Below are 12,728 nucleotides of genomic sequence, written 5' to 3'. Positions count from 1 at the left end.
AACGGAAGCGACGGTGGGGCAATGGAGCCCCGGAAGGTGTCTGCCTAGCCTGCCCGGCATGCGTCACTGGCTCCGCCCCTTCGCCGTGTTGCTGTGGCTGTCCGCCTCCGCCTGCACCCAGTCCTCGAAAGGGTCCACCGATGGTGGAACGAACACCGGGCCACGTCCGGAGCCCGTGGACGCGGGCCAGACCGACACCGGCCAGGATGACGCGGGCCAGGGTGGGACGGGCACTCCGCCCCCTGGGGCCAGCGAGCAGGTTCAGGTGACCGTCCCCGAGAGCCTGCGCACCGCTCCCTTCGACTCGCCACGCACCCTCACCGTTCCGCCCGGCTTCACCATCTCCGTCTTCGCGCGGGTGCCGGAGGCGCGCTTCATGGCGATTGCCCCCAACGGGGACGTGCTGGTGTCACAGCCGGACCTGGGCACGGTGAAGCTGGTGCGGCCCCGCCCCGGACAGACGCCCGAGATATTCGACTGGGCCACGGGCCTGCGCGGTCCCCATGACATCGTCTTCCACACCCGCGGAGGCACCACCTGGGTGTACGTGGCCGAGACGAACCAGGTGACACGCTCGCCCTGGCAGGCGGGAGAGACCCAGCGCCACGACGTCGCGGTGCTCGTGAGCGGCCTGCCCGACGCGAGCCAGCCCGAGCTGCCGGGCCCCTACGGGCACGCACTGAAGAACATCGCCGTCGACCCGGAGGGGCGGCTCTACGTCTCCATCGCCTCCACCTGCAACGTGTGCCTGTCGGACACGCGGAGCACTCCCGAGCGCGGAGCGCTCTACCGTTACGGGCCAGAGGGCGGCTCGGGGCAGCTCTTCGCACGCGGCCTGCGCAAAGCCGAGGGCCTGGCCTTCGTCCCCGGCACCGACACCCTCTGGGTGACGGTGAACGCGCGAGACGACATCCCCTACCCGCACGACGACGGCACCGGAAGGTACGGGAAGGTGATTCCCGAGTACGCGGACAAACACCCGCCCGAGGCCCTCACCTCGGTGCGCGAGGCAGGCGAGTACGGCTGGCCCTTCTGCAACCCCAACCCGGACACGTCGCTCGGCTTGAAGCAGATGCCCTTCGATCGCGACTACGACCTGAACCGGGAAGGGACCATCGCCTGCGGAGCGATGGACCGCTTCGACCAGGGCATCCAGGCGCACTCGGCGCCGCTGGGCCTGGCCTTCCTCAATGGCACGGCCTTTCCCGAGCCCTACACTTCGGGCGTGGTGGTGGCCTACCACGGCTCGTCGAACAGCACGCGGCCCACCGGCTACAAGGTGACGTACTTCCCCTGGGACAAGGTGACGGGCCAGCCCACCCGGGAGCAGGACTTCGTCTCCGGGTGGGTGTCACCGGATGGCACGAGCGTGTGGGGCCGCCCGGTGGACGTGGCCGTCACCGCCGACGGCGCCCTGCTCATCAGCGACGACCAGGGCGGAGCCCTGTACCTGCTGCGCAAGCAGTGAGCCCCTCGGTGAGCCTCAGCTCTTGGGCACCGCCACCAGGTCGAAGTCCGGGATGTGCTCGCGCATGTACTCGCGCATCCGGTTGATGAGCGCGGCCTCGATCTGCCTCGCACGCTCGCGGCTCACCCCGTACTTGTCGCCAATGTCCTGCAGCGTCAGCGGCTCGTCGGAGATCAACCGGTTCTCGAAGATGTAGCGCTCCTTGCCCTCCAGCGACTTCGCGAACTCCTGGAGCTTCTCCCGGAACACGGCCTTGAGCTCCTCGTTGCCCAGCCGCTCCTCCGCCCCCACCGACGACGACGGCAGGAACCGGTCCATCCGCGTCGCGCCCGAGTCGTCGCCTCCCACCGGCGCGTCCAGCGACATCTCGTCGTGACCCAGCCGCTGGTCCATCTCCACCACGTCCTGCTCGGTGACGTTGAGGCGCTCGGCCAGCATCTTCGGCGTCACCTCGAAGCCCTGCGCCATCAACTTCTCCTGCTCCTGGCGCAACTTGAAGAAGAGCTTCCGCTGGGCCTCCGTCGTCCCCAGCTTCACCATCTTCCAGTTGTCCATGATGTAACGCAGGATGTAGGCGCGTATCCACCACGCGGCGTAGGAGCTGAGCTTCACTCCCCGCTCTGGATCATACTTCTTCACCGCCTGCATCAGCCCGATGTTGCCCTCCTGCACCAGGTCCAGCAGCGACAGGGGGTTGCGGTGGTACTCGTGGGCCAGCTTCACCACCAGTCTCAGGTTGGCCGCCACCAGGCGGTAGGCCGCCTGCACGTCCCCCGTGTCACGGTAGCGTCTGGCCAGTGACACCTCCTCCTCCCGGGTGAGCAGGGGGTGGCGCTGGACTTCGTTCATGTAGGCCTGGAGGGGATCCGTCCGGGCCAGCCCCGTCTCCCCGGCCCTCACCAGGGCCGCCGTGGGAATCCCGGGGGACTCCTCCACCTCGGCCTCCACCTCCTCCAACTCCTCGGGGGCGGGCTCCAGGGACTCCGGTTCCGGCTCGGCGGATTCTGCCTCCACCACCTCGGCATCCTCGGGGGGTGGGGCCGCCGCGGGCTTCTTCGCCCGGGTCCGGGTGCCCGTACCGCCCGTTTTCTTCCTCCCATTCGCCATGGGCAGTTCCTTATGCAAAGTGAGCCGATTGTTGCCAGAGAGTAATGCAGGGGTTATGCCCCTGGCTTGATGAGCGACATCCAACCTCCGGAGCAGCCGGAAACCACTGCCGAAGCCCCGTCCCGCCCCGCAGAGTACGTCGCGGACGTCAGCTTCGATGACCTGAATCTCTCCGAGCCCCTGCGTCGCGGCGTCGCGGAGCGCGGCTACACCCACCCGACCCCCGTCCAGGCCAAGGCCTTCCGGCCCGTCATGGAGGGCCGGGACCTCATCGTGCGCAGCAAGACCGGCACCGGCAAGACGGCCGCCTTCGGCCTGCCCCTGTTGGAAAAGATTCCCGCCGAGGAAAAGGGGGTGCGCGCGCTCATCCTCTGCCCCACCCGCGAGCTGGCGCTCCAGGTGTCCGAGGAGCTCTCCGCCCTGGGCAAGCACAAGGGCGTGAAGGTCGCGGCCATCTACGGCGGCGCCTCCATGAAGCAGCAGGAGGACGCCCTCGAGGAGGGCACGCAGATCATCGTGGGCACGCCCGGCCGGGTGTTCGACCACATCAACCGCGGCAACCTCAAGCTCGAGTCCTGCTCGCACGCGGTGCTGGATGAGGCCGACGAGATGCTCAACCAGGGCTTCTACGAGGAGGTGACGCGCATCCTCGATCGTCTGCCCAAGGACCGGCAGGTGCTGCTCTTCAGCGCCACCGTCCCCACGGACATCCAGAACCTCATCGCCCGCTACACCACCAACGCGGAGACGCTGCTGCTCTCCGGCGACGTCTTCACCGTCGAGCACATCCACCACATCCGCTACGACGTGTCGGATGCCTTCCCCAAGCCGCGCAACCTCATCTACGTGCTGGAGGCGGAGGAGCCGCAGAACGCCATCATCTTCTGCAACACGCGGGATGATACGGCGCTGGTGACGGCGGTGCTCAACCGCAACGGCTTCGACGCGGAGCTGCTCAACGGGGACCTGCCGCAGAAGGAGCGCGAGCGGGTGATGGCCAAGGTGAAGCGGGGCGAGGTGGCCTTCATGGTGGCCACGGACATCGCCGCGCGCGGCATCGACATCTCCGGCCTCGAGTACGTCATCAACTACTCGCTGCCCGAGGATCCGGCCGTCTACCTGCACCGGGTGGGACGCACCGGCCGCATCGGCAACAAGGGCACCGCCATCAACCTCTTCTCCGGCCGCGAGCTGGCCACGTACACCACGCTGGAGAAGAAGTTCGGCATCAAGTTCGAGAAGCGCGAGATGCCCGCGCCCGAGGAGGCCATGCGCCTGTGGGCCGAGCGGCACGTGCGCGAAATCCGCGAGGCCGCCTCCGGCGCCATCTTCGAGGGTTTCCTGCCCCTGACCTCCCAGCTCAAGGGCCGGGCGGACGCGGATGATCTCATCGCCTTCCTGTTGAAGTACTTCTTCAGCCACCTGCGCATGGAGAAGGCCAAGGCCGCCGAGGAGAACGAGCGCCCCGAGCGCGAGGCCCAGGCGAAGCCCGAGGGCCGCCGCCGTGACAAGGAGCGCGAGCGTCCCCGCGACAGGGAGCGCGACCGGGAGAGGCCTCCTCGCCGCGAGGAGCGCCGGGAGGCGCGTGGAGAGTCCGAGTCGCGTGAGCGCGGGGAGCGGGGCGACCGGCGCCGCCGTGAGCGCGGGGAGCGGGGCGATCGTGGCCCCTCGCCGATGGAGGCCGCTCCGGGCGAGGTGAAGCTGTGGGTCAACCTGGGCACCGAGGATGGCCTGGGCCCCGGCAGCATCGTCACCGCCCTGGAGGAGGCTGGAGCCCCCGCCAACAAGGTGATCCGCGCCGAGCTCAAGCCCGGCTTCGCCTATGTCTTCATCGCCCAGGACGACCTGGCCGCCTTCGAGGCCCTCAACGGCAAGCCGTACAAGGACAAGTCGCTGAAGGTGGAGAAGAGCCGGCCACGTGGCGAGCGTGACCCGAACCGGCCGCCGCCCTCCCCCGACGCCGGCCCCGGCGAGGTGAAGCTGAAGTTCAACGTGGGCATGGACGACGGCCTGGACGAGGCGAAGTTCATCGCCGCCCTGGAGGCCGCTGGCGCCCCCGCGGGCAAGGTGAACAAGGCGGTGCTCCGCCCCCGCTACGGCTACGCCTACGTGCCCGAGGCCGAGGCCGCCGCCTTCGAGGCGCTCGACGGCAAGCAGCACGGCGAGAAGGCGCTGAAGGTGGAGCGGCACAGGCCTCGCGGCACCCGCGAGCGCCCGCCGCGTCCGCCCCGCCCCGAGCGCGTCGAGACTCCCGAGGAGCCCGGTCAGGCGCGCCTGTGGGTGGGCCTGGGCCGCTCGGACGTCGCGGACGAGGCCGCCCTCACCAGTGCCCTGGAGACCCTCGGCGCCCCGGCGGGCAAGGTGCAGCGCGTGGAGCTCAAACCCACCTACGCGTACGTCTTCGTCGCCGACGAGGACGTGGCGGCCTTCGAGGCCCTCAACGGCAAGCAGCACGGCGAGAAGGCACTCAAGCTGGAGCGGGCCCGGCGCGGCAGGTAGTCAGCCGGTGTAGGGGGGCGGGCACTCGTCCCCGCCCCGAGCACCCCCAGGCGGGATGGCCTAGAATCCTCCCGCCGTGTCCTACGACCGTTCCGCTCCGCCTCCCGATGACGACGCCACCGTGGTGACGCTCCCCGGACGGCCGGAGGCGGGCGGTACCCCGAGCCCGGCGCCTTCCGCGGAGCTCTTCGCCGGGCGCTACCGCCTCGAGGCGCTCGTGGGACGCGGAGGCATGGGCCGCGTGTACCGGGCGCGCGACGTGCTCGTCGGCGACGTGGTGGCCCTCAAGACGTTGGACCTGGAGAAGGACCCCGGCACGAACGCGCTCGAGCGCTTCCGCCGCGAGGTCCGCCTGGCGCGCCGCATCTCCCATCCCCACGTCGCGCGCATGCACGACCTGGGAGAGCACGAGGGCCAACACTTCCTCACCATGGAGTACGTGGACGGTGTGGATCTGCGCTCGCTCATCGCCCGCGAGGGGCCGCTGGCGCCCGGGCGCTCCGCCCGCATCGCCCTGGCGGTGTGCGAGGGCCTGGCCGCCGCCCATGCCGCCGGCGTGGTGCACCGGGACCTCAAGCCGGCCAACGTCCTCGTCGAGAAGGGCGGGCGCGTCGTCCTCACCGACTTCGGCATCGCCCGCGCCCTGGTGGATGAGTCCGCCCGGAGCACCCAGGGCACCGCCGGTACGCCCATGTACATGGCGCCGGAGCAACTCTCCAACGGCGAGGTGGACGCACGCGCGGACCTCTACGCCGTGGGCCTGATGCTCTACGAGATGCTCACCGCGGCGCCGCCCTTCTCCGGCAACTCTCCCATGGCGGTGGCCCTGGCCCGCCTGAACCAGCCTCCGCCGGATCCACGGGCCAGGATGGCCGTGCCGGACGCGCTCGCCGAGCTGGTGCTGCACTGCCTCGCCCGCGCACCCGAGGATCGTCCCGCGAGCGCCGCGCACTTCGCCCGCTCGCTGCACACGTGGCTGGAAGGGCTCGGCGAGCTCACCCCCACGCTCGTGTCGCTGCCAGCGCTGCCCACGCCTCCGCTTCCGCTTCCGCCCCCACGCGAGCTGTCCACCCTCTCGCTGCTCCTCACCGAGACCCGCGAGCCGGGGGTGGCCATCCTCCCGCTGCGCTTCCAGGGGCCCCAGGAGCGCGCGTTCCTCGCAGACGCGCTCACCGACGCGCTCATCGACGTGCTGTCACGCACCCGGGGCCTGCGCGTGCCCTGCAGCGCGGCCACCCTGCGCTTCCGCAACGAGCGCGAGCCCCGTACCGTGGGCCGCGAGCTGGGCGTGGGCTTCCTCGTCGACGGCACGGTGCAGAGCGCGGGCTCCACGGTCCGCGTCTCCGTCCGCCTGGTGGAGACGGCCCACGGTACCCAGCTGTGGAGCGGCCGGTTCGAGGACTCCTCCGCGGATGCCTTCGAGCAGCAGGATCGGCTGGGCCCACGCATCGCCGAGGCGCTGCGCGTCGAGCTGTGGGTCGCCTCCGAGCGCGACACCGCCTCACCGGAGGCGCTCGCGCTGTTCCGCCAGGGCTTCGTCCAGGGCTACACCTCGGGCTCCTCTCCGGACGTGGCGATCGGCTGGCTGGAGCGCTCCATCGCGCTCGCGCCGGACTTCCTGCCCGCCCAGGCGCTCCATGCCCTCCTGTGCATGCGGGCGTGGATCGTGGGCGGCTCGAGCACCCAGCGCGACTGGGGAGACGTGGCCCGCGCCAGCGTCGAGCGTCTCGAGCAGCGGGCTCCCCAGCTCGCCGAGACGTACCTGGCCCGGGGCATGCTCGCCTCACAGGAGGGAGACTGGCGCGAGGCCGTGCTCTCCGCCCGCGCCTCGCTCGAGGCCGCGCACACCTTCCCGGTGGCCATGTTGTTCCTCGGCAGCCTCCAGTGCGAGGCCGGGCGTGCCGACGAGGGGCTCGTGCTCCTGCGCCGGGCCTTCGACCTCGACTCACGCATGGGCCTGTGCCTGTTCGAGCTCGCCCGCTGCAGCGCCCTGCACGGACGGATGGAGGATTACCACCAGGCCAGCGAGCGGCTCGCCGCGTTCACCACCTACCGCATCCCGAGCCTGATGCTCCGCCTGCGCGTCGCCGCCTGGAGGGGAGATCTGGAGGGCGTCCGGCGGTGCAAGCGCGCCCTGGAGGACGAAGCACCCGGCGCGGCGTTCACCGGCGTGCGCTACGCAGCCGCCGTGCTCGGCGAGGTGGATCCGATCGCCTCGCTCGCCCCGCTGGACGCCATGCTGAGCCACCGGCTCAGCCCGCGGTTCGCCTCGCTGATGCGCCAGCTCGCCACCGAGCAGCTCTGCCTCACCGGACACCCCCGGAAGGCGCTGGACTACTTCCTGGGTGCGGCCCACTCGGCGCTGATCGACCTGGAGTGGACCGACCACTGCCCCGCGCTCGAGCCGCTGCGCGCCCTGCCCGGCTTCGCCGAGGGCCGCCGCGAGGTGCGCACCCGGGTGGAAGTCATCTGGGACGGGTAGCGCTCCGGAGGAGGTTCAGGCTCAATCCGGGGGCCGTCCCGCCTTCGCCCTCCGGGCCCGGTGGTAGTGCGCCACGCACAGCTCCCTCGCCAGCACCGGCCGCTCGCAGCCCGGCTCCTTGCAGCGGGGAGCCTCCTCGGCCGGCACCTCTCCGGATGTGCGTCCGGATCCGAACATGGCCTCCGCCACCGCCAGCAGCCGGTCCACCTCCGCCCGCGTCAGCCGATGCTCCCGCGCGAAGTCCACCAGCCGGTGTGCCCCCGCCACCTCGTCCTCGTCCACCCGGAAGAGCTCCGCCAGGGACACCCCCAGGGCCGCCGCCACCTGCACCAGCGTCTCGTAGCTGGGGCTGCGCTCCCCCCGCTCCAGCAGGGATGTGAAGCTCACGGAAATTCCACACCGCTCGGCGAAGTCCTCCTGCTTCAGACCCCGCCGCTCACGCAGGGCGCGGATGCGTCGGGCGAGCCCCTGCAGGTGCCCGCTCGCATCCTGGGCTGACGGGGAACTGGAGCGCATCGCCAACCCATGCTAGCGCACATCATCTGTTAAGGTCTCGCGCCGTCGTGGGTCGCCCCCACGCCGGCCGCCTCAGGAGAGCACTCCGGCCATGCACGCCGTCGAAGGGATCCACCACTACTTCCGCAAGGCCGCGCGCATCATGGACGTGGGCGAGCGCATCGAGACGCTGCTCGCCACGCCCCTTCGTGAGGTCAAGGTCCAGGTCTCCATCGAGCTCGACAGCGGGGAGATCCGCACCTTCCACGGCTACCGCATCCAGCACGACAACAGCCGCGGTCCCATGAAGGGCGGCCTGCGCTACCACCCCACCATCACCCAGGACGAGTGCGTGGCGCTCGCCTCGTTGATGACGTGGAAGACCGCCGTGGTGAACCTCCCCTACGGCGGCGCCAAGGGCGGTATCGCGGTGGATCCCACCCAGCTCTCCCTGAAGGAGATCGAGCGCCTCACCCGCAAGTACGTGGATCAGATCCAGGACGTCATCGGTCCCACCCGCGACATCGCCGCGCCCGACATCAACACCAACCCCCAGGTGATGGCGTGGATCATGGACCAGTACTCGCGCTACCACGGGCACTCGCCGGCAGTCGTCACCGGCAAGCCCCCGGAGCTCTACGGCTCCAAGGGCCGTGACTCGGCCACCGGGCGTGGGCTGCTCTACATCACCCGGGAGATCCTCCGGGACGTGGGCCTGCCCATGAAGGGCACGCGCTTCGCCATCCAGGGCTTCGGCAACGTGGGCAGCCACACCGCGCAGCTGCTGTGGCAGGACGGCGGCGTGGTGGTGGCCGTGTCGGACGTGTACGGCGGCGTGTACAACCCGCAGGGCCTGGACATCCCCGGCCTCTTCGAGCACGTGAAGCGCACCGGCACCGTCACCGGCTTCGGCGGCGGCCAGGCCTGCTCCAACGAGGACGTGCTCGCCTCCGACTGCGACGTGCTCATCCCCGCCGCGCTCGGTCATGCTTTGAACCGCAACAACGCCAACGCGGTGCGCGCCCGGCTCATCATCGAGGGAGCCAACGGCCCCACGGACCCGGAGGCGGACGAGCTCCTCGAGAAGCGCGGCGTGCTGGTGGTGCCGGACATCCTCGCCAACGCGGGAGGCGTGACGGTCAGCTACTACGAGTGGGTGCAGAATCTCCAACACCTCACCTGGGAGGAGGACCGGGTGAACGCGGAGTTGGAGAAGACGATGAAGGAGGCCTACGACCGGGTGGCCCAGGTGGCGCGCTCGCGCAAGGTGACGTTGCGCACCGCGGCATTCATCCTGGCCATCGGGCGTGTGGGCAAGGCCACGGTGCTGCGCGGCATCTGACGAGCGGGCGGACAACCGTCAGCCCGAAGTCCCCTCCTCTTTCGCGCGGGCGGCGCTTCGGTTATCAGGCGCCACACAAGCCCATGGTCACGCTCCAGCAAATCGAAGACGCCCAGCAGCGCATCGGTGACGCCGTCTACCGCTCGGCCTGCGCCAGGTCGGAGCAGTTCAAGGAGGTGACGGACTGCGCGGCGCTGTACTGCAAGCTGGAGAACCTGCAGCGCACGGGCGCCTTCAAGGAGCGCGGTGCGCTCAACAAGCTGCTCACCCTCACGCCGGACGAGAAGGCCCGGGGTGTCATCGCCGCCTCGGCCGGCAACCACGCGCAGGGGCTCGCCTACCACGCGGGCCGGCGCGGCGTGAACTCCACCATCGTCATGCCGGAGCGCACGCCGCTCATCAAGGCGGCACGCACGCGCGGCTACGGCTCGAAGGTGGTGCTGCACGGCAGCAACTTCGACGAGGCCTACGCCGAGGCCCTGCGCATCCAGGACCGGGAGAACCGCGTCTTCATCCACCCGTTCAATGATCCGCTCGTCATCGCGGGCCAGGGCACCATCGGGTTGGAGTTGCTCGAGCAGTGTCCGTACATGGACATGGTGGTGGTGCCCATTGGCGGCGGCGGGCTCATCTCCGGCGTGGCGTGCGCGATCAAGGAGACCAACCCGCGCATCAAGATCATCGGCGTGCAGGCCGCGGCCATCGCGAGCATGAAGGCGTCGGTGGACGCGGGGAAGCTGGTGGAGCTGCCCGCGGGGACCACCATCGCGGACGGCATCGCGGTGAAGCGCCCTGGCGATTACACCTTCGAGATGATCCGCCGCTACGTGGACGACATCGTCACCGTGGACGACGAGGAGATCGCCAACGCCATCCTCCTGCTGCTGGAGCGGGAGAAGACGGTGGTGGAGGGCGCGGGCGCGGTGGGCATGGCGGCGATGCTCAACGGGAAGATTCCCTCGGCGCGCGGGCGCAAGGTGGTGGCGCTCATCTCCGGCGGCAACATCGACGTGAACCTCGTCAGCCGCATCATCGAGCGGGGCCTGGTGAAGGACGGGCGACTGGTGCGGCTGGTGGTGCGCATGCCGGATCGGCCAGGAATGCTCGCGCGGCTCACGGCGGAGATCGCCCAGCAGGGCGCCAATGTGGTGGAGATCTATCACAACCGAGCCTTCTCGAAGGCGGGCCTGGGCGAGGTGGCGGTGGAGGTGACGCTGGAGACGCGCGGCCGCGGCCACATCGAGGAGCTGATGGGCAGCCTGGGACAGAACGGCTGGCAGGTCGCGGAAGAGACGTGACGCCTCCGCTCCGTGGCATTGCCTCTCGTGGGACCCGACGTCGCCATGGTGGGAACAGCGCTTCCCACGGGCTCGCGCGGCATCGCCCTCCAGGGTAGCGGGCGGGACTTCCCGTTCCACCATCCGACACACCGTGAGGCATGAACGGTGCACCGGTGGCCCTCCGCTTCGCACGGGGGGTCTCATGAGGAACTGGCATTGGCTGCTGAGGGTGAGCCTGGCGGGACTGCTGGCCTGTGGGCCCGCGTCCCTTCCCTCCTCTCCCGGGGCCACGGACAACAGCCGCATCGATCTCCAGCCCCATCCACCCGACACGGACGACATCTCCCAGGTCGATGAGGGTGACGTCCCTCCGGTGGACACGGGGACACGTGAGGACCCGGGCCCCGGCGCATATCCGCCCGTCCAGACGCGCGTTCCGGTCCTCGAGCTGTGGATCTCCCCGGAGCATCTGGCGTGGCTGGACGCCCACCCGACATCGGATGAGTCGGTGCCGGCCGTGGTGGTGCTCGACGGCCAGAGAGCCCCCTGCCAGGTGCGCTATCGCGGCGCCAGCACCCGCGAGCTGCCCCAGAAGAGCTTCGACGTCGACCTGGACAAGGGCTACGAGCTGGAGGACCGGGATCACTTCGAGCTGCTCGCCAGCTGGTACGACAGCGGCAAGCTCTCCGAGAAGTTCGCGGTGGACCTCTACACCGCCCTGGGACTGCCCGTGCCGAGAGCGCGCTACGTCCGGGTGAGCCTCAATGGACGGCACAACGGGCTCTACCTGGACATGGAGCACGTGGGGAAGGACTACCTGAAGCACCACGGTCTGGAGCGTGACGCCTCCATCTACCGCTGTGGCCACCGCAACTGCGAGCTGACGCTCCAGACGGGCCCCCATCAGACCGGCTTCGAGAAGAAGACCCAGAAGGACACGGGCCACGCCGACCTGGATGCCTTCCTGGCGTGGGTGAATCGCAGCGACGACGCCGAGTTCGAGGCGAAGCTGGAGCGGTTCGTCGACGTGGAGGCCTATCTGGGCAACCTCGCCGCGGACATGCTCATCTCCAACAACATCATCGAGGACGCACGCGGCTATTGGATCCACGAGCCGGTGAAGGATCGGTGGCAATACACGCCGTGGGACCTCAACAACGCGCGGATGTTCCACTGGCGGACGTGGATGCCCGAGGACCCGCCCATCACCACGCGCTGGCCCCAGTCCTTCAGCCTGTATGATCCCTGGGTCCAGCGCATCTACGAGACCCGCGTGGCCCAGCGCCCCGCCCATCGGCCCACCTGGAACGTGCTCAACACCCGTATCTGGGATCGGCCGGCCCTGCGCGCCCGGTTGCTGGCGAAGCTCGAGGCCGCGCTCGCGGGCCCTTTCTCGGAGGCCCGGGCCCAGGCGCACCTCGACGCGCTCCAGGCCGTGGCGGGACCCCAGATGGCCGAGGATCCGTATGCCTCGCCCGAGCACGTGGCCCGGGCGCGCGACTTCCTCGGGACGTACGTGCGTGAACGTCGCGCCTTCCTGCTGAAGACGCTGCCGGCCCTCCATGCGCACGGGAGTGGCCCGCTCGTCATTCACGAGGTATCCGCCGGGAGCTCGGGCTACGTGGAGCTGTACAACCGCGGCACCGTCGCCCTGTCGCTGGAGGGCCATGAGCTGACGAATGATCTGCGCGCCACCTCGCGGGCCCCGCTCCCGGCCCTGACGCTGCAACCGGGCCAGCGCCTGCGTTTGATAGCGGACGGAAACACGAGCGCGGGCCCCACGCACCTGCCCTTCACCCTGTCCCGCGAGGGCGGCGAGGTGGGCCTCTTCGACGGCAAGCGCCTGTCGGACAGCGGCGGGCCGCGCGTGTATGCCCCCGAGGACGCCGTCTTCTACGGACCGCTCCCTCGAGGCACGGTGTACGGACGCAAGACGCCGCGAAGCGAGGACTTCGAGCGCCGTCCCCTCGCGCGCTGAGCCAGACAGCGGTGCCATTGAAATCGTCCAACACGAAGGACTGTCAGTAGAGAGGCATAGGGTGTCCGAGTAATCCG

The 12,728-nt window shown here is 69.9% G+C and carries 8 protein-coding genes; 6 read left to right on the top strand and 2 right to left on the bottom strand.

Annotation, left to right across the window (positions count from 1 at the left end; all coding sequences use genetic code 11):
- The first annotated feature begins 58 nt into the window (after positions 1-58).
- The gene (locus tag JQX13_RS26065; protein ID WP_203411609.1) at positions 59-1,468 is read left to right on the top strand and encodes a PQQ-dependent sugar dehydrogenase; all 1,410 of its coding nucleotides are present in this window, start codon (positions 59-61) and stop codon (positions 1,466-1,468) included.
- Positions 1,469-1,483: 15 nt separating this feature from the next.
- Here JQX13_RS26065 and JQX13_RS26060 read toward each other — a convergent pair whose 3' ends face one another.
- Positions 1,484-2,575, bottom strand: a complete 1,092-nt coding sequence (locus JQX13_RS26060) for a sigma-70 family RNA polymerase sigma factor (protein ID WP_203411608.1) — start codon at positions 2,573-2,575, stop codon at positions 1,484-1,486.
- Between the two features lie 69 nt (positions 2,576-2,644).
- Between JQX13_RS26060 and JQX13_RS26055 the strand changes: the two genes are divergently transcribed.
- Positions 2,645-5,074, top strand: coding sequence for a DEAD/DEAH box helicase (locus JQX13_RS26055; protein ID WP_203411607.1), 2,430 nt, complete (start codon positions 2,645-2,647; stop codon positions 5,072-5,074).
- Positions 5,075-5,150: 76 nt separating this feature from the next.
- Entirely contained in the window at positions 5,151-7,556 is a 2,406-nt protein-coding gene (locus JQX13_RS26050) for a serine/threonine-protein kinase (protein WP_203411606.1), read from the top strand.
- Between the two features lie 21 nt (positions 7,557-7,577).
- On the opposite strand, the gene JQX13_RS26045 is transcribed toward JQX13_RS26050, so the two are convergent.
- Positions 7,578-8,072, bottom strand: a complete 495-nt coding sequence (locus JQX13_RS26045) for a helix-turn-helix domain-containing protein (RefSeq protein WP_203411605.1) — start codon at positions 8,070-8,072, stop codon at positions 7,578-7,580.
- A 91-nt stretch (positions 8,073-8,163) separates the two neighbouring features.
- Here JQX13_RS26045 and JQX13_RS26040 point away from each other — a divergent pair, with 91 nt between their 5' ends.
- From JQX13_RS26040 to JQX13_RS26030, 3 genes are all read left to right on the top strand, one after another.
- Positions 8,164-9,393, top strand: coding sequence for a Glu/Leu/Phe/Val family dehydrogenase (locus JQX13_RS26040; protein ID WP_203411604.1), 1,230 nt, complete (start codon positions 8,164-8,166; stop codon positions 9,391-9,393).
- 83 nt (positions 9,394-9,476) lie between these two features.
- Positions 9,477-10,691, top strand: a complete 1,215-nt coding sequence (gene ilvA, locus JQX13_RS26035) for a threonine ammonia-lyase (protein WP_203411603.1) — start codon at positions 9,477-9,479, stop codon at positions 10,689-10,691.
- Between the two features lie 184 nt (positions 10,692-10,875).
- Positions 10,876-12,651, top strand: a complete 1,776-nt coding sequence (locus JQX13_RS26030; protein WP_203411602.1) for a CotH kinase family protein — start codon at positions 10,876-10,878, stop codon at positions 12,649-12,651.
- Positions 12,652-12,728: the final 77 nt, after the last annotated feature.

The organism is Archangium violaceum (assembly GCF_016859125.1).
GTDB classification, from domain to species: domain Bacteria; phylum Myxococcota; class Myxococcia; order Myxococcales; family Myxococcaceae; genus Archangium; species Archangium violaceum_A.
This window is presented reverse-complemented; position numbering and strand designations above follow the sequence as displayed.